We start from the raw sequence: 20,905 nt of genomic DNA, 5'->3' as shown, positions 1-20,905 counted from the left end.
AAAGCGAGGATGACGACAAAGGTGACTAGACCCGAGCGGCAACGAGTTCTGCGGGCTAACCGAGGCGTGAGGCCGGCCGGTTCCTCGCCGCCGTGCGGCACTCCAGCCGCGGACTTAGCGTGGGATGCATGAGAGCACTCACCTGGCAGGGCCTGCAGGACGTCAGCGTCCAGGACGTTCCTGACCCGGCGATCGAGAAGCCGACCGACGCTGTCGTGCGCGTCACCTCGACGGCGATCTGCGGCTCGGACCTGCACCTCTACAACGTGCTGGCGGCCTATCTCGAGCCAGGAGACGTCCTGGGCCACGAGTTCATGGGCATCGTCGAGGAGGTCGGCCCGGGGCTGGAGCACCTGTCCGTCGGGGACCGGGTCGTCGTGCCCTTCACGATCTGCTGCGGCTCGTGCTTCATGTGCACTCGCCAGCTGTACTCCCAGTGCGAGACCACGCAGAACCGGGACACCGGCAAGGGGGCCAGCCTGTTCGGCTACACCAGCCTCTATGGCTCGGTGCCGGGTGGGCAGGCCGAGCTGGTGCGGGTCCCGCACGCCGACTTCGGGCCGGTGAAGATCACCTCGGACCTGCCCGACGAGCGCTTCCTCTATCTCTCCGACATCCTGCCCACGGCGTGGCAGGCGGTCGTCTATGCCGACGTCGAGGAGGGTGGCACCCTTGCCGTCCTGGGCCTCGGGCCGGTGGGCCAGCTGTGCGTGCGTGTGGCCCGTCAGATGGGGGTGCAGCGAGTCATCGGGGTGGACCGTGTTCCCGAGCGACTTGAGCTGGCCCGTCGCCACGGCGCGGAGGTCGTGGACCAGTCCCAGGTCAAGGACGTCGCCGCGACCCTGCACGAGATGACGGATGGCCGCGGGCCCGACAGCGTGGTCGACGCCGTCGGCATGGAGGCGCACGGCAGCCCGGTCCTGGGAGCCGCGGTCGCCGCGGTCAAGCGACTGCCTAAGCCACTGGCGCGCAAGGCGATCGAGACCGCTGGGGTGGACCGGCTCGCGGCACTGCACACGGCCATCGAGGCGGTCCGCCGCGGCGGCACGATCTCCGTCAGCGGGGTCTATGGCGGCATGGCCGACCCGATGCCGATGATGCAGCTCTTTGACAAGCAGGTCCAGCTGCGGATGGGCCAGTGCAATGTCAGGCGCTGGACCGACGAACTCTATGACCTGGTCAGCGGCACGGCCGACATCTTTGACCTCGAGGACCTGGCCACGCACCGCGTGCCGCTGGAGCAGGCACCGGAGATGTATCAGACCTTCAACGACAAGGCCGATGGCTGCCTCAAGGTCATCCTCAGCCCGTGACCGTCGCAGAGGCGGTCGGTCGGGCCGGAGGGATGACGCTCGCCGGACTCTTTGGGGTCCTGGCCCGGCTGCGAGGATCCCGCGCACTGCACCCCGTTGGGGTGTGTGGCACGGCCGACCTCCGGACGTCGCCGGACGGGGAGAGCGGGGTGCGGCTCCTCGACGATCCGGGTCCGCACCCGTGCCTGGTCCGCTGGTCGCGCGCGACCGGCCGCCGTGGCGAGGGCTACGACATCGAAGGGCTGGCATTGCGGGTGTGGGGCGCCGCCGCGGGTGACCTGCTGTTCGCCTCCACCGGCACTGGCGTGGTCGGTCGGCACGTCCTGACCCTGCGACGCCTGCGCGACCACGGCCCGGTCACGACGCTCCTGCCGCTCAGCACCCGGAGCGGACCACTCCTGCTGCGCCTCGACCCGGTCGAGGCGCCGGGCGCGGGCGGCCCGCCCACGGCATACCGGCTGTTGGTCTCGGCTCCCGGGCGGCCCTGGCACGAGCGAGGGCGACTCACGGTCACCTGGACCGACGGGGACTGCACCCGGCGACACAACCCCGTCGGGCACCCGCCTGCCGGCGCGTGGACGCACCCCTTGTGGGCGCGCCTGCGCGGACCGTCCTATGCCGCGTCCCAACAGGTCGCGGCAGATCCCATCACAACGGAGGAGATCCCATGACCGAGCACCATGACACCCACCCCGACGACCCGGTGACGATCAGTGACGCCCCCGAGGACGTCGCCACGGTCCACGACCTCATCGATGGCATGGACGTGGCCATGCTGACGACCCTCGACGCGACCTCCCCAGGGCGGCTCACCAGCCGGCCGTTGTCAACGCAGCGGGCGGAGGAGGACGGTGACGTGCTCTTCCTCGTCCGGGGCCGCAGCCCGGTGGTGCGGGACATCGAGGCCCACCCCCAGGTCAACGTGGCCTATGCCTCGGCGAAGGCCTGGGTGTCCCTGGCGGGGACAGCGACGGTGGTGCGGGACCGGGCGCTGGTGGAGCAGTTGTGGAGCAAGGGGGCGAGCGCGTTCATGGAGGGTGGACCGGAAAACCCGGACAACGTGGTGCTGCGCGTCACCGGGGACACGGCGGAGTTCTGGGGCGGCGACTCGCTCCTTGGGACTGCGGTCAGCACCCTCAAGGCCATGACCGGGCGCGAGGGCGAGGACGCCGGCCCGACCGTGGTGGAACTGCCCTGACCCACCGCTGCGCCGCCGTCCGGGTGGGCGGCGGCCCCGGGGCCCGATCCAGCAGACTAGGGACATGAGACTCGGTCTGCAGGTGTCCTACTGGTCCTGGCCCGGGGCGCCGGCCACGATCGGCCCGACCTTCACGCGCATGGCGCAGGAGGCCGAGCAGGCGGGGCTGGCCAGCCTGTGGGTGATGGACCACTTCTTCCAGATCCCCGCCATCGGTCCGCCGGAGAGCGAGATGCTCGAGGCCTACACGACCCTGGGATTCGCGGCCGGGGTCACCTCCTCGATCGAGCTCGGCGCGATGGTGACGGGAGTGACCTACCGGCACCCCGGCATACTCGCCAAGACCGTCTCCACCCTGGACGTGCTCTCCGGGGGACGGGCGTGGCTGGGGATCGGCGCGGGCTGGTTTGAGGAGGAGCACCGCGGTCTCGGCGTCCCCTTCCCGCCGGTGGCGGAGCGCTTCGAGCGGCTCGAGGAGACGCTGCAGATCGTGCGGCAGATGTGGGACGGCGACGAGACGCCGTATGCCGGCACGCACCACCACCTGGAGCGGCCGCTGAACTCGCCGCAGCCCGTGCGACGACCGCCGGTGCTGATCGGTGGCGGTGGGGAGCGCAAGACGTTGCGGCTGGTCGCGCAGTATGCCGACGCCTGCAACCTGTTCGACTACTCCGGTCCGGGGGTGCTGGAGGGCAAGTTCGACGTGCTCGCGCGGCACTGCGCGGACATCGGCCGCGACCCGCGCGACATAGAGCACACCGTCCTGACCCGGATCGCGCTCACCCGGAACGGGGGCGAGACGATGGGCTCCGGTGAGACCTCCCTCAGCGTCACCCAGGCCGTCGACAAGCTTGGCGCGCTCGCCGAGATCGGCACGGACACCGTGCTGCTGGGCATGGCCAACGACGCGGAGCCGGGGGTCTTTGACCTGGTGGCCGAGCTGGTGGAGCAGGCTGCCTCGTTGTAGGGCAGCCGGAGAGTCGTGATCGTCGCTGTGCGGACAGCGCCAGCGGTCAGGACTCCTTGACCCGGACCATGCCCTCCTGGCCGACCGTGGCGAGCAGCGTGCCGTCCTCGGCGAACATGTGCCCTATGCCGAGGCCGCGACCGCCCTGCGCGGAGGGAGCCTCCTGGGTGTAGAGCACCCACTCATCGACCCGCGCCGGGCGGTGGAACCACATGCCGTGGTCCAGGCTCGCCACGCGCAGGCGAGGGTCGCCCCAGGCGAGCCCGTGGCGTCGCAGCACCGGCTCGAGCAGGCTGTAGTCAGAGGCGTAGGCCAGCACCGCGGCGTGCACGTGCGGGTTGTCCGGCACCTCGCCGGGCAGCCGCATCCACACCGACTGGCGCTCCACGGGGTCGATCGCGCTGCCGGGCAGGAGCTGCGGGTCGACGTGGCGCAGCTCCACCGCCCGGGCCGCGGCGTGCTGAGCCAGCGGGTGGTCGATCTGGCGCAGGATCTCCGCGTCCGGTGGCAGCTCGTCCGGGGCGGGCACCTGCGGCATGGGGATCTGGTGGTCCAGTCCGGGCGCGAGCTCCTGGAAGGAGGTGATCATCGACATCAGGATCCGTCCGTCCTGCACGGCATGGACCCGCCGCGCCGAGAACGACCCGCCGTCGCGCATCCGGTCCACCAGGAAGCGGATCGGCTCCTTGTCGTCGCCGGGGCGCAGGAAGTAGCCGTGCAGCGAGTGGATGTGGCGCGGACCGTCCCCGTCGTCCAGGTCGACGGTGCGGCCGGCCGCGACGACGCACTGGGCCAGCACCTGACCGCCAAAAACACGTCCGTGCGGCATCACCTGGCTGCGCCCGACATACACCTCACCCTCGCTGTCGCGCAGGTCCTCCACGACGCCCTCGGTCGAGGCGACGCGCACCGTGGTCCTGCCCTCGAAGCTCAGGTCGAGGACATCGAGGAGATTGGCTAGCTGGTCTTCCGGCGTCGGGCTCACGCGGGCACTGTAGTCCACGCCGCGCACCCGCCCTGCGAGGATGGCCCCATGGCTCAACCCGCGATCTCCATCCCGCCCTCTGCCGCCACCGTCGAGGTGACCAGCCGATGGTCCGACATGGATGCCTATGGTCATGTGAACAACGTGCAGTATCTGCGCTATCTGGAGGAAGCCCGAGTCCACGCCTTCAACGCCTGGTTCGGGCAGGAGCGCTCGATGCTGGAGGACGGCGTGCTCGTCGTCCGGCACGAGATCGACTATCTGGCACCGATGACCTTTAACTATCAGCCCGCGCTGGTCAGCACCTGGTGCTCGCGGGTCAGCGGCGCCAGTTTTGACATCGCGTATGTCGTGGGGCAGCGCGGCACGGACGTCACCTTCGCGCTGGCCGAGACAACCTTGGTCACCTATGACCTCACGGCGGGCCGACCTCGACGCATGGCCCCGCACGAGAAGGCGGCGATGGAGTCGGTCATGGGCGAGCCCCTGGCGCTGCGCAGCCACAAGGAGCGTCGTCGTGGCCGCTGAGACTGACGCCCTCGGTGGGGGCACCGGCGGCAGCGACCGTCTCACCCTGGAATTTCCCGACGTCGAGAGCCTGCAGGACCTGGGCACCTTCGCCGGTCGGGCGCGCACGCTGATGGAGCAGGGCTCGATGCGCTTGCAGGCCCACGGCTCGGTCCTGGCCGCCTGGGTCTGTGTCCTCCCCGGGCGCGGCCTGGTCGGGCAGGGGGTGGTGCTGGGCCTGCGCACCATGCCGCTCGCCTCGGTCCACGGCGCCCCGGGTCTGGACGTGACCGTTCCGCTGTCGGCCATCGGTGACCGGATGGCCCGCCGTACCAGCACCGGCGACATCGGGACCCTGCTGCCGGTGCCGCCGATGCAGGTCAGCGAGCCGTGGACGGCACTGACCCCCGCCCGGTCGGGGTGGGAGCAGGTCGGCGCTGTCCCGGCCGATGAGCTGCTGGAGGTGGCGCGCGACGGGATCGCCGAGATCAGTGAGGGCGCACCCACCGGGTCCGGCGCCCTGGCCGTGACTGCCCTGCGCGAGCGGGTCTGGGGGCGCAGCATCACCGACGGTGGGCTGCGCGCGGGAGTCGGCCTGGCGGCCTACGGGCTGGGCTTTGCCCGCCCCGGCAGCACTGTCGACATCTTCCGGGCCGGCCCCTGGACCCGGGCCACCACACCGGTCGGTCACATCCTCACCCGCTAACCCATTTTGAGAGAGGTTTGGTAGGCGGAAAACCCATTTTGAGAGGGGTTTGGTAGGTGCCGAACCTCGTACGGGGAGGTGTGGAACGCGCTGAGGCGGTTCGATCCTAGGGATTCCGACGCGGGGTCGACGTGTCCGGGTGCATCGCGATGAAGATCGAGTGCGGTGCCTCCGGGTTGCGTGGCCGCTCGTGGAACTCGTTGACCAGGGCCCACAGGCGCTCCTTGAACTCCGTGAGGTCCGAGCCGTTGATGCGCAGCCTGGCGAGGTCGCGCTGCTCCGGGGGCACGCTGGCAATCTCGGAGAGAAAGGCCTCGATCGTGGAGCCGGCCAATGCCTGGGGGGCCTCGAGATGCCAGGCCTTGCCGGTGGCGCGATAGGGGATCTCACGTGCTCCACGCGGGCCGCGGCGCACCGGTTCGGCGCGCAGGAATCCGACCTCAAGGAGGGTGCGCACGTGATGGAGGACTGAGGCGGGGTTACGCTCCAGTGCCTCCGCGATCTCCTTGTTGGTCAGCGCCTCGTCGAGTGTCAGCCGCAGGATGCGCAGGCGCAGGCTGGAGGCCAGGGCCTTGGCCTCGGCGTCGGTGGCGACGCGCCCCTCGTAGCGTGATGCCGTGGCGGGCAGGTCAGCACCAGCCCCGGCCGCGACAGGACCGGGGTCGCGGTCACCGTCGTGAGCCTCCGGTGCGTTCTCGCCCATCATGGGCCGAGTCTACTGATCACCCCATGCGATTGACGCTTCCGTCTGCGCTCACGGGCTGTGGGATCGGGCGAGGCGCGGTGTGGGATCGGGCGAGGTGCTTGGTGGATCGTCCGAGGTGCTGTGAGGGGCAGCGTGTGGCAGGTAGCGTCGTCCCGTGGACTCGCAAACTTTGGTCAACCTCGGGCTCGTCCTGGTCTTCGTCCTGATCGGTGGGGTCTTCGCCGGCACGGAGATGGCGATCGTCACCCTGCGGGACAGCCAGGTGCGCAAGATTGAGGCGAGCGGCGCGCGGGGTGAGCGTATCGGGGAGCTGGTGCGCAACCCCAACCAGTTCCTTTCTGCCGTGCAGATCGGGGTGACGGTCGCGGGCTTCTTCTCCTCGGCATACGGCGGCTCGACGATCGCCCCCGACCTGGTGCCGATCCTGCTCGGGTGGGGAGTGCCCGACGGCATCGCCGACACCGTGGCGCTGATCGTGATGACTCTGCTCATCGCCTATCTGAGCCTGGTCTTCGGCGAACTGGTGCCCAAGCGGCTCGCGATGCAGCGCTCTGCCACCTTCACCAGGCTCCTGGCTCCGCCGCTGGGGGTGTTCGCCAAGATCGTGCGCCCGGTGATCTGGCTGCTGTCGGTGTCCACCAACTTCGTGGTCCGGCTCCTCGGTGGCGACCCGCACGCCAAGAGCGAGGAGATGAGCACCGAGGAGGTCCGCGAGATTATCGAGGGCCACCAGGGGCTGCGGCCCTACAGTCGGGCGATCCTCACGGATGTCTTCCGGGCCCACGAGCGCAACCTGGACCGGGTGATGCGCCCGCGCCCTGACGTGCAGTTCCTCGAGGGGGACGCCACGGTCGCCGAGGTGCGCTCGGCGGTGGTCGACTCCGCCCACTCCCGCTTCCCGGTCACCGGCCGCTCGGTCGACGACATCCTGGGCTTCGTGCACATCCGCGACATCCTGGGCATCCCGATGGAGGAGTGGTCCACCCGGATCGCCGATCTGACCCGCCCGATCGTGCCGCTGCCGGGCAGCATCCACGTGCTGCCCGCGATGAGTCGGCTGCGGGACGAGAAGCAGCAGATCGCGCTGGTGGTCGACGAGTACGGCGGCACCGACGGGATCGTCACCATGGAGGACCTCATCGAGGAGGTGGTCGGGGAGATCTACGACGAGTATGACGCCGGGACCGACCCCGAGGACGCCACCCTGCGACGCGGGGAGTCCCTCGATGTCGACGGCTCCCTCAATATCGAGGAGTTCGAGGACCTCACCGGCGTCGAGTCCAGCAGCGAGAACTATGACACCGTCGGCGGGCTCGTCCTGGAGCGCCTCGGGCGGCTCGCCGAGACCGGCGACACCGTCGAGCACGAGGGCCTGCGTATCGAGGTGCTCGCCCTCGACGGCATGCGCATCGAGCGGGTGCGGGTCACCTCGATCGGACCGGGCAAGCCGGCCGAGTGAGACCGGGTCGGGTCAGCTGATGCGCAGCCAGACCGTGGTGTCGGTGGGGACCGTCGGGTCGGCCAGGCGCGAGCTGGCCACCAGGACCTCTGCGCCCTCGGGGAGGGTCACCGGCTCGGCGCCGAGGTTGGTGATCACGTGCACCCCGGCACCGTCCTGGTCGGTGATCCGGAAGGCCACGACGTCTGCGCCCAGGCTCTCGTCCCAGTCCAGCTCGCCGACACCCAGGTCGAGGTCGCGGCGGATGGTCAGCAGGGTCCGGTAGAGCTCGAGGGAGGACCCGTCCACGCCGACCTGCCGGTCGACCGCGAGAGCCCCGTAGATCTCCGGTTGCGGCAGCCACGTCTGCTCGCCCGGGCCGAAGCCGTAGGTGCTGGCGCCGGCCTCCCAGGGCATCGGCACCCGGCACCCGTCCCGGCCGCGCTCGCGGTGCTCGGTGTGCTCCCAGGTCGGGTCCTGGCGCAGGTGATCCGGCAGAGCGGTGTGGTCGGGCAGACCGAGCTCCTCGCCCTGGTAGACGTAGGCCGAGCCGGGCAGGGCCAGCATCAGGGCCGTGGCGGCACGGGCACGCCGCGAGCCGAGGACGGCATTGGGCTGGGCGTCACCGGTGCCGATGCCGTTGGGGCGGGGCGCACCGACCGGCAGGCCCAGCCGGCTGGCGTGCCGCACCACGTCGTGGTTGGAGAGCACCCAGGTGCTCGGGGCCCCCACGAGGTCGGCGGCGTCGATGGAGCTGGTGATGATCTCGCGCAGGTCGGCGGCGCGCCAGGGCGCCTCCAGGAAGGCGAAGTTGAAGGCCTGGTGCATCTCGTCGGGGCGCACGTAGGCGGCGGCGCGCTCGACCGGCTCGACCCACGCCTCGGCACACAGGATGCGGTCCCTGGCCGGGTCGCCCTCGGGGTTGTAGCTGTCCAGCAGGGCGCGCCACTGGCGGTAGACGTCGTGGACCCCGTCCTGGTCCCACATCGGGGCGCGGGCAGACTGCTCGTCTCCGTCGCTAGCTGACTCTTTGTCGGCCGACTCCTCATGGCTGCCGAGCATGCCGGTGCGCTCGAACCAGTCCGGCAGCCCCTCGGCCTTGATCAGCCCGTGGGCGACGTCGACGCGGAAGCCGTCGACACCACGGTCCAGCCAGAACCGCAGCACGTCCAGGAACATCTCGCTGACCTCGGGGTTCTCCCAGTTCAGGTCCGGCTGGGAGGTGTCGAAGATGTGGAGATACCACTGGCCCGGGGTTCCGTCGGCCTCGATGACCCGGGTCCAGGCGGGGCCGCCGAAGACGGACAGCCAGTTGTTGGGCGGCTCGGAGCCGTCGCTGCCCTTGCCCTCGGCAAACATGTAGCGCGCCCGCTCGGGGGAGCCCGGCGCAGCGGCCAGCGCGGCCTGGAACCACTCGTGCTCGCTGGAGGTGTGGTTGGGCACCAGGTCCACGATCACCCGCAGGCCCAGGTCGTGGGCTGCGGCGATGAGGGTGTCGGCGTCGTCGAGGGTGCCGAACATTGGGTCGATGTCGCGGTAGTCGGACACGTCGTAGCCCGCGTCATTCATCGGGGAGGCGTAGAACGGCGACAGCCAGATGGCGTCCACGCCCAGGTCTGCCAGGTAGGGCAGCCGGGCGGTGATGCCAGGCAGGTCGCCGATGCCGTCCCCGTTGGCGTCCGCCCAGGAGCGCGGGTAGATCTGGTAGATCACGGCGTGACGCCACCAGGGGGCGTCGTGGGACTCGGCAGGGTGCAAAGGGTGCGGTGCGGGGGAGGTCACGGGACACCATTGTGGGTGACCCATGACCACCGGGGAAATCCGCCGTCCGGGTGCCCCGGCATACTGCCGTGGCCGGCGCCGACCTTAGCGGGCGACGCGCCGGGGGAACAGGTAGGCCGTCAGCACCGCGGACACCGCGATGATCCCGACGCACCAGGCGATGGCGACCAGCGCGTCCGTGCCGGGGGAGGCTCCGGCGAAGAGCGCTCGCGTCGCCTCGATGACCGGGGTGATTGGCTGGTGCGCCGCGAATCCCTGCAGCCAGCCCGGCATCGTCGCGACGGGTACGAACGCGCTGGAGACGTAGGGCAGGAAGAGCAGCACGAAGCCGTAGCCGTTGGCCGCCTCGGGGGAGTGGGCGACCAGCCCGAGCATCGCGAAGACCGCGGTGATCGTCAGGATGTACAGCGAGAGCAGGGCGACGGCGCCGACCCAGTGCAGGGGCCCGGCCTCGGGTCGGAAACCGATCAGGACCGCGACGAGCAGCACGACCCCGGTGGCGAACAGGTTGCGCGCCAGGCTCGCGGCCACGTGCCCGACGAGCACCGTGGCGCTGGGCACGGGCATGGTGCGGAGGCGGTTGATCGTGCCGGTCGTCATGTCCTGGCTGACGCCGACGGCGGTCGAGGCGGCCCCGAAACCGGCGCAGGTCAGCACGATGCCGGGCACGACGTAGTCCAGGTAGTCCCCGCCGGTCGCGATCGCGCCGCCGAAGACGTAGGTGAACATCAGCATGAGCATCACCGGAAGCACGACCGCCATCAGGAGCGCCTCCACGTCGCGCAGGCTGTGCCGGGTGGCGCGTCCGACGAAGACGGCGGAGGCGGAGAGTATGCCGGAGCCCGGGCTGGGCGGGCGTGTTGCGCTGGGCGCGGGTCGGGCGGGCAGGGTCTGCGTGGTCATCGGGTGGTCTCCAGGATCTGGTCGGTCTGCGTCGTGTCCTCGCCCTCGCCGGTGGCCCTGGTGGCCGGCTGACCGGTGAGCTGCAGGAAGGCGTCGTCCAGGGTGGGGCGGTGCAGCTCCAGGCGCAGGGTCGGGTCGGCCGCGGCGAGATCGCCGCTGACCCGTGCCAGGTCGGCCGCGGTGCCGTCCGTGGGCACCTCGCGCACCACGGTGCCGGTGCCGTCCAGCGCTCGGACCCACTCGCTGCCGACCAGGCCCTTGAGGTGCGCGGCGCTGCCCAGGGCCACGATCCGCACCTGGTCCAGCACGGCGATCTGGTCGGCCAGCTGGTCGGCCTCCTCGAGGTACTGCGTGGTGAGGAAGACGTTGGTGCCCTCCGATGCGAGCGTGCGGATCTGCTCCCACAGGGCGAGGCGGCTGCGGGTGTCCAGGCCGGTCGTCGGCTCGTCGAGGAAGAGCACCTCGGGCGGCCAGATCAGGCTGACGGCCAGGTCGAGCCGGCGGCGCATGCCTCCGGAGTAGGTGCGGACGGCACGGTCCGCGGCCTGCTCGAGGTCGAACCGGGCGAGCAGCTCGTCCGTGCGGCGCCGCGCGTCCCGGCGTCCCAGGCCCAGGAGGCGGGCCATCATCACCAGGTTCTCCCGACCGGTGAGGACCTCGTCGACCGCGGCGAACTGTCCGGTGACGCTGATCCGGTGCCGGATCTGCCGGGCGTCGGTCCGGGTGTCCATCCCCAGCACCGTGACGCGTCCCTCGTCATGGGGGACCAGCGTGGTCAGGATGTTGACGAGCGTGGTCTTGCCAGCGCCGTTGGGTCCGAGAAGTGCGTGGACCCCTGGTCCGAGCGAGAGGTCAAGTCCGCGCAGCACCTCCGTCGTCCCATAGGACTTGCGGACGCCGGACGCCTCGATCACGGGCCTGTGTGTGATGTTTCTTTCTGCATATGACATAAACTGAGTATGACATACACAGCGTGTGACATACACAGTTAATCGACTAGACTGGTGCGATGGCTGGTGAGAAGACGGATAGTGGTGTGCCACGAGTGGTGGCCATCGCGTGGGGCGCGCACGCGGTGCCGCAGCGGGGACCGAGCCGGGGGCTGAGTCACGAGAAGATCGTGCGACGGGCCATCGAGATCGCCGACGAGCATGGGTTGGGCGCGGTGACCATGCAGCGCGTGGCCGAGTCCCTGGGTTTCACCACGATGTCGCTCTATCGGTATGTCGCGAACAAGGAGGAGCTGCTCCTGCTCATGTGCGGCGCTGACTGGCTCCTGCCGGCGCGCCAGGAGAGCGGGGAGGACTGGCGGGAGAATCTGCGCCACTGGGTCGCGGAGCTGCAGAGCATGTATCGCCAGCACCCCTGGCTGCTCGAGATCCAACGAGGGCCGGTGGCGGTGCTCCTCCCCGGCCCCATGGAGGTCGTTGACCGTGGGATGGAGGCGGTGCGTGCGCTGGAGCTGAGTGAGCAGGAGATCATCAGTCTCGTCCTGGTCGTCAGTTCCTATGTCAGCAGCTTCTCAGGCCTGGAGCACGACCTCGCCGACCAGGAGGACCTGGAGTTCGGCCCAGAGGCGATGGCAGAGCTCGGTGAGGTGATCACGGCAGCGCGGCTGCCCTATGCAGCTCCCTTCTTTCTCGCCGGCAACTACGCCGGTGGACCGGTGCTCGAGGAAGAGTCGGGCGTGGACACGGAGTATGAGTTCGGGTTGGAGCTGCTGATCGAAGGGCTCGCGGCCCGGCAGGCAGCCCGCAGCGGGAACTAGTCTCACGCCCGGCAGGCAGCCCGCAGCGGGAACTAGTCTCCGGGCCGCCCGATCCGCCCCGGCGCACCCAGGTCGGCGCGGTCGGCCGCGGACGTGCCGGACATCCAGCCCTCCTGATCGAAGGAGGCCCTGGTGCGGGACTTCTGCAGACGGGGGAAGCGCTCGGCGACGGCCTCGTCCACCGCCTGGTCGCTCTCGGCCAGCGCCCGCACGAGCGCCGTGCGGTCGCTCTGCGCCTGCCGGGTGCGGGCGTCCCCGTCCCCCGTGACTCCGACGTCCAGGTGCCCGGTGTGGCCGGTCTCCTCCTCGCTCTCGTCCTGCGCTTCCTGGGCAGCTGTCTGCAGCCGCTCGCCGATCCGCACGGCGAAGGCGGTCAGGAAGCTGTTGCGGAACGAGCGGGTGCGGCTCTGCCCGGTCCAGTTCTGCCGGGACCCCTGGGCGGTCATGGCCAAGGTCGCCTGGACCATGAGCGAGGTGAACAGCAGCTCCACGGCCCGCAGGTCGGTCGGGAAGCCCACCACCGTGCTGAAGCCCAGGCCCTTCTGCCAGACGGCCTTGCAGCGGTTGGCGAGCGCGATGGTGGCGATGAGCTGGAAGCGGGCCGACTCATAGGGTCGGTCCACGCCGAGGCGGGTCGCCGCAGGACCGTCGCCGCGGCCGACGTCCTGGTCGAGCATGGCCCGGTCGATGCTGTGCCGGGTCATCAGTTTCTGAGCCGCCGCGGTGAATGTCTCGGCCTCGGCCGGAAAGGTCGTGGCCTCCGCCTTGGCCAGCATCATCCGGACCTTGGTCAGGAGGCGTTCGTCGACGTCTGCCCCGGGCGCCGCGGAAGGGGTGGCGCGGCCCGGTCGCGCGCTGAGCCGCTCGATGGGCGGGAGCACCTGGAGGGTCATCTCCAGGGTGGCCACAGCGCTGGCGACCGCGCCCCAGCCGTCCTTGACGCGCGCCGCGCGGGCGGCCACCGGGTCCTCGTCCGGACGCCACCAGACGGCCGCGCCGATCTCCGTCAGCTGGGCGTGCCACCGGGCGTCCACCGTCACGGGTGAATAGCCAGCCAGGTTGGCCGCCACCAGGTCACCCAGCAGGCTCGTCACCACCGGCTCGCCACCCCGGACGGCGACGCGGTGCAGGTCCGCAGGCTCCCAGCCCCGGTCCCACACCTGCTCGATCAACTGCCCCAACCTGGCCCCCAGGTCTCCGGTGCGGTGCGCCCCGGCGGTCGTTGCCGACATACGCTCTCCTCCCTCGCCCACCCCGCCACCCCGGCGACGCGGACTCCACCGTGGCACGGATCGCCGACAGTCCGCGGCGGGCCTGTGGACAAGCCGGGACGGCGTGGGTCAGAGCACGCGCTCGAAGAGATGGAACTGGCTCAGGTCGGTGCCCTCGTAGTGCAGCGTGTGCACGCCCAGGTCCCGGAACCCGTGGCCGGCATACAGGCGGCGCGCGGGGAGGTTGTCGACATAGGTGTCCAGCCGGACGGCTCGACACCCTTGCTCCCGAGCCAGTTCGAGTGCACCGCTCACCAGGAACCCGGCAACTCCTTGACGCAGGAAGAGCGGACTGACGCCCAGGACGTGGATCACCAGCACCTGCTGCGCAGAGGCCTCGATCGTCCAGGAGGCGTCCTGGTAGGCGGCGGGGGCGTCGTGGTTGAGGACCACCACGCCGGCGACCCGCTCGGTGCCCGGGTCTGCACCGGGGGTGACGGCGAGGTGCAGCTCGCCGGCCTCGGCCCACTGCTCGACCTCGGCGGCGGTGGGACGGTTCTCGGAGTGCCAGTGGGGGTAGTCCACCGTCGCCGCGAGGTGCTCGATGATCTGACGGTAGGCGTCCTGGGCTGCTGCGACGTCCTCACGTCCCGCTCGTCGGAAGCGCAGGGTCACGCCCTGGGTCTCACGGTGCCTGTCCACGCGGGGCACTGTACCCAGCGTGCACCACCGCACCAGCGCGGCCCGGGCCGGCGAGAGCCGGGCCGGGCCGCTGCCGGTTCACTCCTCGATCACGAACTCGTAGAACGTCAGGTCGACCTCGGCGCCCTCCTGTGCCTCGACCTGGACCGTCACCGTCGGGTTGTCACGGTCGGCGTGACCGGCCGGTGCGCGGTCAAAGCGCAGCTCGGTGCCGAAGTCGCCGGTCGTCCAGCCCGAGAGCCAGCCGTCCCGCAGCAGCGGGTAGGCCGGCCACAGTCGGCCGTCGAGTGCCTGCTCGACCGGCACGCCGTCGATCTCGAGCTTGACCCGTGCCGGCCCGGAGGTCGCGACCCAGATGCTCAGGTCCGTGCTGGACGGCACCGTGACCTCGCCCCGCCCCGTCGAGTCCAGGTCGTCGCTGCTGACGGTGGCCACCTCGTGGTAGACGGCGGTGGGCATGGTGGAGTGCAGCAGGTCCGCAGGGCGGGCGCCGTCGACCGGCTGCTCACCGAGCACGACACCGAAGCCCCCGTCGCCGGTGAGCGGCGTCCCCGACTCGGTGAACGGGTAGCCCTCCCAGTCCTGGGGCAGATAGGCACCGAGGTGCATCGGACTGGACCCCGCGGAGACCCTGACCTCGACGGGAGCATCGGACGCGAGCTCTGGCGCCTGAACCGCCAGCACCCAGCCGCCCGTGTCGTGACACTGCGTCACCCGGGTCCCGATCGTGACCTCGATCCCGGGCAGGCGCTCCGTGCAGGCCGGCACCCAGAGCACCTGCGAGGGGTCGACAGCATCGAGCTCGATCAGGTGTGTCGCCCCATCCGCCGGGACCTCGCTGGCCGACACCAGGCGCAGGCCGTAGGCATACTCCGGGAGCTGCTCCGTCGGACCGATCTCGCGCACGTCGGCGATCTCGCTGCCCTCGGGCAGGTCGATGCCGACCTGCCAGGCGTCGCGGGGGAAGGCCCCGAAGGCCACGATCTCGACCGCCTCACCCTCCGCGATCTGTATGCCGTGCGCCGCCAGCCCCGTCGGGCTCAGGTCGAACTCCCGGGTGCTGGTGCCGGCAGTCCAGGTGTGCCAGTAGCCGCCCCGCAGGTCGGGGTCGGCGTCCTGCCAGGGACCTGCAGCGGTGGGCTGCGTCAGCTGCTCACCGTCGTTGGTGATGACGGTGCCGTTGACCGCCACCAGCAGACGGCCGGGCTCACCAGCCCAGGTGGTCAGCGTGGTGCCGACCCGCGACTCGGCCCTGACGGCGGGCAGCATGACGCCCTCCTGGGTCAGCTCGGCCAACTCGGCCTGGTTGGTCCTCGGCGACGTCGGGTCCAGGACCACGTCGTGGCTCGGCGCCTCAGGGATGTCGGACTGGCCGGGGTAAGGATACTCGGAGGTGCTCGCTTCGCGGTAGAGGCCGATCACGACAGTGTCGCCCCGAGCGAGGTTGCTGGGTTGGGCGCCGTCAGGTCCAATCAGGTGGGCCCCGAGCCCCCCCTCAGTCATCGGCGGGGGGACCGCCACCGGCTCGGTCGGCGAGTTCCGCTCCACACCCGCGCAGGTGAGTGTGGGTCCCTCACCAGCTGGGTTGCCCAGGGGCATCCTCAACTCGCTCGCCACCTCCGGTGCCACATCGCACCAGGCCACCGCGAAGTTCTGCCCGTCTGCCTCCATGAAGGACATAACCCCGTAGTCCGCGCTCAACGTGACGGTCTCCACGAGCGCGAGCCCCTCGGCATACTCCGGGGGCGCCCCGTCGACAAGTTGCCAGGGGCCTGCCGGCTGGATGACGCTGGTCTCCTCCTCGGAGCCCAGCCCCTGGCTCAGCGCCCAGCCGCCACCGGCGACCAGGGCCACCGCGGCGGCGGCAGCGACCAGCCGCGACGTGCGCCCGCCGGCGCCGCGCTCGGCGGCGATGTTGTCCTGCACGCCCCGCAGCAGTTCGCCGGGGTCGGGTGCGTCGTGGTGGTGCGCGGTCTGCTCCAGAGACCGGCGCAGGTCAGAGATCGTGTTCATGACCCATCCCTCCCGGTGGTCGTCGACGATGCGTCCGCTGTCGCGGCGTCATCCAGGTGCTCGCTGATGCGCAGAGCCGCAAGGGCTTTGCTGTGCTGGGACTTGACCGTCCCGGTGCCGGTGCCCATCGCCTCGGCGATCTGGGCCTCACTCAGGTCGTGGTAGTAACGCAGGACGATCACCGCACGCTGGCGCGGCGGCAGGGCGCCGATCGCGTGGGTGAGCGTCTCCCGGTCGGTCACCACGTGGGCGGGGTCGGCCGGCGTGCTGCCCAGGCGATCGTGCACCGGCCCGTCTGGCAGCACCTCGCTCGGGTGCTCACCAGTCCACCGGCGGGACCGGTCGGTGAGGAACTGGTTGAGGATCACCTTGCGGGTGTAGGCCTCCGGCTCACCCTCGATGCGGTCCCAGTTGCGCCACACTCGGGTCAGGGCCGTCTGCACCAGGTCCTGCGCCGAGTGAGCGTCGCGGGTCAGCAGGACAGCGGTCCGGAACAGGGCCGCACTGCGGCCCATCACGAACTCGGTGAACCCTGGTGGTGGTGCCGGCGCGTTGCCAGCCCTACTGCCAGCCCTGTTGCGTCTGCTCATCGTTGCCTCCCTGCCCCCACGACCCGGTGGCTCCCCAGAAGGTTGCCTCAGGTGTGCCCCGGATCGCGGACAACTCGGCGGCGACCTCGTCGAGGAGTTGCTGGAAGCCGGGCTCCTCGACCGGGAAGTGGCCGCAGCCGACCAGGCGCACGGACCGTGTCGGCCCATCGAGCCGGGCCAGGAAGTCCTCGCTGAGCTCTGGAGGCGTCCACCGGTCCTCGTCCGGATGCAGGAGTATGACGGAAGGCTGGGTGATCTTCTCCGGTCCCGTGGCGTGGTCGGGTGCCTTGCGGGACAGGGCGGGTCGGGATTCCAGGAAGGTGCGGTACCAGCCCAGGGGCAGGGCGCCGCGACCGCCGCGGCGGTCGCGGAGCACCTCCGAAGAGAGTCCCGGTGAGTTGGAGATGGTGGCCATCGGCGTCAGCCAGCGGATCGGCAGCGGCAGGTGAGCGAGGGGGCCACGCGCCAGGCCCAGCAGTGGCAGGCCGACGCTCGCCAGCCACGGCCAGCGGACGATCCCGGAGCGCACCTCCGCGCGCGTGACGTCGAGCAGGCAGGTCGCGATCACCCGCTCGGCCAGACCGGTGGTGACGGCGGCGTCGAGGGCCAGCATCCCGCCCATGCTGGCGCCGACCAGGACGAGCGGGCGCTCGTCGTGCTCCCGCTCGACCAGGTCGACGAGCACCTGCTGCCAGTCCGGATATTGCACCGACCCTCGCCGCCCGGACACCTGCCGGCTGCGGCCATAGCCGGGCAGGTCGACCAGCGTGACCCGCGCGCCGAGCAGGCTCAGGTGGGCGGCAAACGGCCACATCGCAGCCGCGTTGCCGCCGGCGCCGTGCACCAGGAGCATCCGGACCGGAGCGTCGTCGGCTCCCACGTGCTCGACATTGAGGAGCCACTCGCCCCGACCGTCGCGGTCTCGCCAGGCCCAGTCCTCACGGACCCGGCGCACCGGCTGTGGGAGCGGGCGCACGTGCCGCTCATAACGATCGTCGCGTGCCCCACGCTCCGCCGAAGGCTCAGGTGCGGCGGTCGCGGGCCGGCCCCACGGCATACGAGATCTCAGTCGTCCTCCGCGTTGATCATGAAGTTGGCGGCGTGCGACATGTAGCCGCGCATCTGCTGGTCGTCGATCGGGTCCAGGTCGAGCGTGTCGATCGCGGCAAACATGTGCTTGAGCCACCGGTCGCGCTGCGTCGGCGTCACCTTGTAGTCGACGTGCCGCATCCGCAGCCGCGGGTGGCCGCGCGTCTCGGAGTAGGTCTTGGGGCCGCCCCAGTACTGCTCGAGGAAGAGCCGCAGCCGATCCTCCGCAGGGCCGAGGTCCTCCTCGGGATAGAGCTCACGCAGCGGCTCGTCCTGGGCGACACCGAGATAGAACTCGTGCACGAGCTTGACGAAGGTCTCGTGGCCGCCGACGCGGTCGTAGTAGGTCTCCTGTTGCTCCTGCTGTGCTTGGCTCACCCCTCCAGTGTCTCAGGGGGCCGGTCCGAGACAGGCATCCGCCCGGTCACGGGGGAGCAGGGCTCAGGTGGACACGAACCATGATTGACCCACGAACGAGCGCGTCCCGCGCGGCAGCCGCACGTCCTCGCCGGCGGCCAGCCGACGGCACAGGTCCATCAACGTGTCGTGGTCGAGCCCACGTCCCGTGCTCCGCGATGACCCGCCACCGGGGTGCCAGTCCGCCTGCCACCCGCGGCCGCGCAGCGTCACGAACGGACCGCCGACGACCGCCATCAGCGCTTCGTCGATCGCCCTCAGCAGATCCTGCGACCCGGTGTCGCAGGCATCGCACCCGCAGTCGGGGTGGAGCTCGAGCGAGACCGTCGGCTCGACGATCGCAAGGTGCAGCACTGCCAGCCCGGGTGAGTGGTCGGGTCCGCCGGTCACCTGTGCGTCCCGCTCCAGCAGGAGCAGCGGCAGCGTCCCCTCGCGCTCGCTGCTGATCCGGACCCCACGATCGAAGTCGCCCAGGTGACCATCGGTGTCCAGGGGACCCGGTGGCAGCCGCTCCACCTGCACGCCCGGCACCGCGCCCAGCACCTGCGTCCAGACCCGGGCGCGCTCGTGCACGATGCGATAGCGGGCGGGGTCGGTCACGCGGGAGTACTCCTCCTCGCCCGGGGCGTCCATGAACGGACGCGGGCTCGGCCAGGACGGCAGGTCGAGCATGGCCCAGCGAGCATCGACCTGCGCCTGGAGCTCCTCGACTCTCACTCGGTCACCGTATGCCGTGGGCCGGCGTCAGTCACTGGCTTACCTGGGTGCTCGTGCGCCGGGGCATCAGCAGGAGTGACACCAGGACGATGACGCCGGTGACCAGGACAAGCCAGCGGTAGTCGATGAACCCGAGAACGGCGGCGCCGGCGAGGGTGACCAGGGTCTGGGGCAGGTTGATCGCGATGGCGGTGGCTGAGCCGGTGCGACCCTGCAGACGCGGCGGGGTCAGGCGCTGACGCAGGGTGATGAACGAGACGATGGTCCAGGTCACCCCGAAGCCACCGATGGCCAGACCGGCGATCACCAGGGCGAGGCTGCTGGAGGCGATCGGCAGCAGTCCGAGGGCCAGCAGGAGCACGCCGATGCCGAAGACGCGTGGCTCACCCCAACGACCGATCACTGCCGCCGCGGTGAGGCCGCCCACGACCGCCCCGACTCCTTGCACGCTGATGAGCGGGCCCAACGCCTCGGGCGGCAGCCCCAGGCCCTGCTCGATCGCGGGGAAGACCGCGACGTTGACCAGCCCGGTGGCGCCGAAGGCGATCGCGACGACGATCGTCAGGCGCCCGAGGAGCGGGATCGAAGCCAGGTGGCGGAAGCCGGCAGTGAGTTCGATCCAGTAGGTGCCGCGCTGCTCGGCGGTCTCCGGCTCGGACTCGACGACCCGCATGGTGGCGAGCAGTCCGCCGGCGATGAGGAAGGCGCACGTGGTCAGGAGGACGACCGCGTGGGGCCCCCACACGGCATACAGGGCGGTGCCGAGAAGAGGCGAGATCAGGCGCAGGGCTTGGTCGATGGTCGACAGCAGTCCGTTGCCGGAGGCGAGCTCCTCGTCCGGCAGGAGGTCGCGGACCAGGCCGGTCTGGGCGGAGGCGGTGAGATAGGCGACGGTGGCGTAGAGCAGGACGACGGCGTAGATCCAGACGAGTTGGTCCCGGGAGTCGACGAACAGCAGGGTCGCAACGACAGCCGCGACGGCGATATTGGCGATCACCAGCAGCCACGTGCGGGAGTAGCGGTCGGCGATCTGGCCCAGGACGGGCGCGAGGAGGGCCGGGACGCCGAGCATCGCGAAGGTCAGGGCGGCCGCACTGTCGGAGCCGGTCAGGTCCTTGATCCAGACGGCGAGCATCAGATAGAGGGCGCTGTCGGCCAGGTTGGTGAAGACCCAGGCGGTGGTCAGTCGGCGGAATCCTGGATTGTGCAGGGCGGCGGGCGTGCGGGGCCGCGTGCCCGCTCTGCTCACGGCCGGTCCTGGGGGACCGGGTTGACGGCGGCGAACGTGCGCACCTGACGCGCTCCCTCGGGGCGCAGCGCAGGGTCGTCGGAACGGCCGGCGAAGCGCTCGTTGAGCCGGCGTAGGTCCTCGCTGTAGCGCGCGGTCTCCTCCGCGGTGGCCCAGAAGGAGCCGGAGGTGATCGTGCCGGCATTCATCCACTCATAGGTCTCGCTGGAGAGGTCGGCCAGATAGGCACGCACCCGCTCGGTCTCTCGCAGCACGTGCAGAGCGGCTACCTCGGCGACAGCCGTGACTGAGCTGGGCCGGCCGGCCTCCGGGCGCAGGTCGTAGCCGCCGGGGACCACCCGCCACGGCTTCTCGCGGCCGCGGCTCTCTGCGCGCTCGATGAAGCGGTACTTGGCGAGCATCCGCAGGTGGAAGGAGCAACTGGCCACCGACTCCCCGGTCTGCTCCGCGCACTGCGTCGCGGTCGCGTCCTGGACCGTGCCGAGATAGTCGAGCAGCTCCAGTCGCACGGGGTGCGCCAGCGCGCGGATGCGCTCCGGGTCGGTGGTGCGCAGATCGGACGGGGTCATGGCTTCAGTGTGCATCCTCAAGGACTCTTGCGCAAGATATCTTTAGGATGCACCCGACCGGGAGCGTGGGCGGTG

General features: G+C 70.6%; 22 protein-coding genes. 8 read left to right on the top strand and 14 right to left on the bottom strand.

From position 1 onward, the window contains the following. The first annotated feature begins 128 nt into the window (after positions 1–128). The 4 genes from FNH13_RS14530 (at position 129) to FNH13_RS14515 (ending at position 3,478) form a co-directional block, all read left to right on the top strand. Positions 129–1,313: a zinc-dependent alcohol dehydrogenase gene (locus tag FNH13_RS14530; RefSeq protein WP_143784082.1), complete on the top strand. Its 1,185-nt coding sequence runs from the start codon at positions 129–131 to the stop codon at positions 1,311–1,313. Continuing rightward, on the top strand, positions 1,310–1,984 hold the full coding sequence (locus tag FNH13_RS14525; protein ID WP_143784081.1) for a phosphodiesterase: 675 nt from the start codon (positions 1,310–1,312) through the stop codon (positions 1,982–1,984). Before FNH13_RS14530 ends, FNH13_RS14525 begins: the two co-directional genes overlap by 4 nt. Then, the gene (locus tag FNH13_RS14520; protein ID WP_143784080.1) at positions 1,981–2,511 is read left to right on the top strand and encodes a pyridoxamine 5'-phosphate oxidase family protein; all 531 of its coding nucleotides are present in this window, start codon (positions 1,981–1,983) and stop codon (positions 2,509–2,511) included. The genes FNH13_RS14525 and FNH13_RS14520 overlap by 4 nt, the downstream gene beginning before the upstream one ends. A 64-nt stretch (positions 2,512–2,575) precedes the next feature. Then, a complete protein-coding gene (locus tag FNH13_RS14515) occupies positions 2,576–3,478 on the top strand; it encodes an LLM class F420-dependent oxidoreductase (protein WP_143784079.1) in 903 nt (300 codons plus the stop codon). A gap of 46 nt (positions 3,479–3,524) precedes the next feature. On the opposite strand, the gene FNH13_RS14510 is transcribed toward FNH13_RS14515, so the two are convergent. Further along, positions 3,525–4,463, bottom strand: coding sequence for an acyl-CoA thioesterase (locus FNH13_RS14510; RefSeq protein WP_228266427.1), 939 nt, complete (start codon positions 4,461–4,463; stop codon positions 3,525–3,527). A 48-nt stretch (positions 4,464–4,511) separates the two neighbouring features. Here FNH13_RS14510 and FNH13_RS14505 point away from each other — a divergent pair, with 48 nt between their 5' ends. Together FNH13_RS14505 and FNH13_RS14500 are read left to right on the top strand one after the other, a co-directional pair. After that, positions 4,512–4,991, top strand: coding sequence for an acyl-CoA thioesterase (locus FNH13_RS14505; protein ID WP_143784077.1), 480 nt, complete (start codon positions 4,512–4,514; stop codon positions 4,989–4,991). Further along, complete coding sequence (locus FNH13_RS14500) at positions 4,981–5,676, top strand: hypothetical protein (RefSeq protein WP_228266426.1); 696 nt, start codon at positions 4,981–4,983, stop codon at positions 5,674–5,676. The genes FNH13_RS14505 and FNH13_RS14500 overlap by 11 nt, the downstream gene beginning before the upstream one ends. A gap of 106 nt (positions 5,677–5,782) precedes the next feature. Here the strand turns inward: FNH13_RS14500 and FNH13_RS14495 are convergent, their stop codons facing one another. Then, positions 5,783–6,382, bottom strand: a complete 600-nt coding sequence (locus FNH13_RS14495) for an ArsR/SmtB family transcription factor (protein WP_228266425.1) — start codon at positions 6,380–6,382, stop codon at positions 5,783–5,785. A 154-nt stretch (positions 6,383–6,536) separates the two neighbouring features. Between FNH13_RS14495 and FNH13_RS14490 the strand changes: the two genes are divergently transcribed. After that, on the top strand, positions 6,537–7,841 hold the full coding sequence (locus FNH13_RS14490; RefSeq protein WP_143784076.1) for a hemolysin family protein: 1,305 nt from the start codon (positions 6,537–6,539) through the stop codon (positions 7,839–7,841). Positions 7,842–7,853: 12 nt separating this feature from the next. Here the strand turns inward: FNH13_RS14490 and FNH13_RS14485 are convergent, their stop codons facing one another. From FNH13_RS14485 to FNH13_RS14475, 3 genes are read right to left on the bottom strand one after another with little or no spacing between them, the layout of a single operon-like run. Beyond that, complete coding sequence (locus tag FNH13_RS14485; RefSeq protein ID WP_143784075.1) at positions 7,854–9,626, bottom strand: glycoside hydrolase family 13 protein; 1,773 nt, start codon at positions 9,624–9,626, stop codon at positions 7,854–7,856. Positions 9,627–9,686: 60 nt separating this feature from the next. Next, the gene (locus FNH13_RS14480; protein ID WP_143784074.1) at positions 9,687–10,505 is read right to left on the bottom strand and encodes an ABC transporter permease; all 819 of its coding nucleotides are present in this window, start codon (positions 10,503–10,505) and stop codon (positions 9,687–9,689) included. After that, positions 10,502–11,419 carry an ATP-binding cassette domain-containing protein gene (locus FNH13_RS14475; RefSeq protein WP_228266423.1) on the bottom strand — a complete coding sequence of 306 codons (918 nt, stop codon included), beginning with the start codon at positions 11,417–11,419 and terminating at the stop codon, positions 10,502–10,504. Before FNH13_RS14475 ends, FNH13_RS14480 begins: the two co-directional genes overlap by 4 nt. Positions 11,420–11,514: 95 nt before the next feature. Between FNH13_RS14475 and FNH13_RS14470 the strand changes: the two genes are divergently transcribed. Beyond that, positions 11,515–12,273 carry a TetR/AcrR family transcriptional regulator gene (locus FNH13_RS14470; protein ID WP_143784072.1) on the top strand — a complete coding sequence of 253 codons (759 nt, stop codon included), beginning with the start codon at positions 11,515–11,517 and terminating at the stop codon, positions 12,271–12,273. A gap of 32 nt (positions 12,274–12,305) precedes the next feature. On the opposite strand, the gene FNH13_RS14465 is transcribed toward FNH13_RS14470, so the two are convergent. From FNH13_RS14465 to FNH13_RS14425, 9 genes are all read right to left on the bottom strand, one after another. Then, the gene (locus FNH13_RS14465; protein ID WP_143784071.1) at positions 12,306–13,505 is read right to left on the bottom strand and encodes a DUF2786 domain-containing protein; all 1,200 of its coding nucleotides are present in this window, start codon (positions 13,503–13,505) and stop codon (positions 12,306–12,308) included. Between the two features lie 108 nt (positions 13,506–13,613). Next, the gene (locus FNH13_RS14460) at positions 13,614–14,186 is read right to left on the bottom strand and encodes a GNAT family N-acetyltransferase (RefSeq protein ID WP_202878791.1); all 573 of its coding nucleotides are present in this window, start codon (positions 14,184–14,186) and stop codon (positions 13,614–13,616) included. Positions 14,187–14,264: 78 nt separating this feature from the next. Further along, positions 14,265–16,199, bottom strand: coding sequence for a hypothetical protein (locus FNH13_RS14455; protein ID WP_143784070.1), 1,935 nt, complete (start codon positions 16,197–16,199; stop codon positions 14,265–14,267). Beyond that, complete coding sequence (locus FNH13_RS14450) at positions 16,196–16,789, bottom strand: SigE family RNA polymerase sigma factor (RefSeq protein WP_143784069.1); 594 nt, start codon at positions 16,787–16,789, stop codon at positions 16,196–16,198. Before FNH13_RS14450 ends, FNH13_RS14455 begins: the two co-directional genes overlap by 4 nt. After that, entirely contained in the window at positions 16,761–17,765 is a 1,005-nt protein-coding gene (locus FNH13_RS14445; RefSeq protein ID WP_228266422.1) for an alpha/beta fold hydrolase, read from the bottom strand. Before FNH13_RS14445 ends, FNH13_RS14450 begins: the two co-directional genes overlap by 29 nt. Positions 17,766–17,854: 89 nt before the next feature. Continuing rightward, a complete protein-coding gene (locus FNH13_RS14440; protein ID WP_143784067.1) occupies positions 17,855–18,256 on the bottom strand; it encodes a globin in 402 nt (133 codons plus the stop codon). A 63-nt stretch (positions 18,257–18,319) separates the two neighbouring features. Continuing rightward, entirely contained in the window at positions 18,320–19,012 is a 693-nt protein-coding gene (locus tag FNH13_RS14435) for a DUF6226 family protein (RefSeq protein WP_202878790.1), read from the bottom strand. Positions 19,013–19,043: 31 nt separating this feature from the next. After that, on the bottom strand, positions 19,044–20,261 hold the full coding sequence (locus tag FNH13_RS14430; protein WP_143784066.1) for an MFS transporter: 1,218 nt from the start codon (positions 20,259–20,261) through the stop codon (positions 19,044–19,046). Next, entirely contained in the window at positions 20,258–20,830 is a 573-nt protein-coding gene (locus FNH13_RS14425; protein ID WP_202878789.1) for an ArsR/SmtB family transcription factor, read from the bottom strand. The genes FNH13_RS14430 and FNH13_RS14425 overlap by 4 nt, the downstream gene beginning before the upstream one ends. Positions 20,831–20,905: the final 75 nt, after the last annotated feature.

Origin of the sequence: Ornithinimicrobium ciconiae, from assembly GCF_007197575.1 — a bacterium.
Classification (GTDB): domain Bacteria; phylum Actinomycetota; class Actinomycetes; order Actinomycetales; family Dermatophilaceae; genus Ornithinicoccus; species Ornithinicoccus ciconiae.
Note: the sequence above shows the minus strand (reverse complement) of the source record. Positions and strands in the feature narration are given on the sequence as shown.

Excerpts from the sequence above, each read along its gene's own strand:
- FNH13_RS14530 (WP_143784082.1), top strand. The coding sequence starts at position 129 with ATGAGAGCACTCACCTGGCAGGGCCTGCAGGACGTCAGCGTCCAGGAC.
- FNH13_RS14520 (WP_143784080.1), top strand. The coding sequence starts at position 1,981 with ATGACCGAGCACCATGACACCCACCCCGACGACCCGGTGACGATCAGT.
- FNH13_RS14515 (WP_143784079.1), top strand. The coding sequence starts at position 2,576 with ATGAGACTCGGTCTGCAGGTGTCCTACTGGTCCTGGCCCGGGGCGCCG.
- FNH13_RS14505 (WP_143784077.1), top strand. The coding sequence starts at position 4,512 with ATGGCTCAACCCGCGATCTCCATCCCGCCCTCTGCCGCCACCGTCGAG.
- FNH13_RS14495 (WP_228266425.1), bottom strand. The coding sequence starts at position 6,382 with ATGATGGGCGAGAACGCACCGGAGGCTCACGACGGTGACCGCGACCCC.
- FNH13_RS14485 (WP_143784075.1), bottom strand. The coding sequence starts at position 9,626 with ATGGGTCACCCACAATGGTGTCCCGTGACCTCCCCCGCACCGCACCCT.
- FNH13_RS14480 (WP_143784074.1), bottom strand. The coding sequence starts at position 10,505 with ATGACCACGCAGACCCTGCCCGCCCGACCCGCGCCCAGCGCAACACGC.
- FNH13_RS14470 (WP_143784072.1), top strand. The coding sequence starts at position 11,515 with ATGGCTGGTGAGAAGACGGATAGTGGTGTGCCACGAGTGGTGGCCATC.
- FNH13_RS14465 (WP_143784071.1), bottom strand. The coding sequence starts at position 13,505 with ATGTCGGCAACGACCGCCGGGGCGCACCGCACCGGAGACCTGGGGGCC.
- FNH13_RS14455 (WP_143784070.1), bottom strand. The coding sequence starts at position 16,199 with ATGAACACGATCTCTGACCTGCGCCGGTCTCTGGAGCAGACCGCGCAC.
- FNH13_RS14450 (WP_143784069.1), bottom strand. The coding sequence starts at position 16,789 with ATGAGCAGACGCAACAGGGCTGGCAGTAGGGCTGGCAACGCGCCGGCA.
- FNH13_RS14425 (WP_202878789.1), bottom strand. The coding sequence starts at position 20,830 with ATGACCCCGTCCGATCTGCGCACCACCGACCCGGAGCGCATCCGCGCG.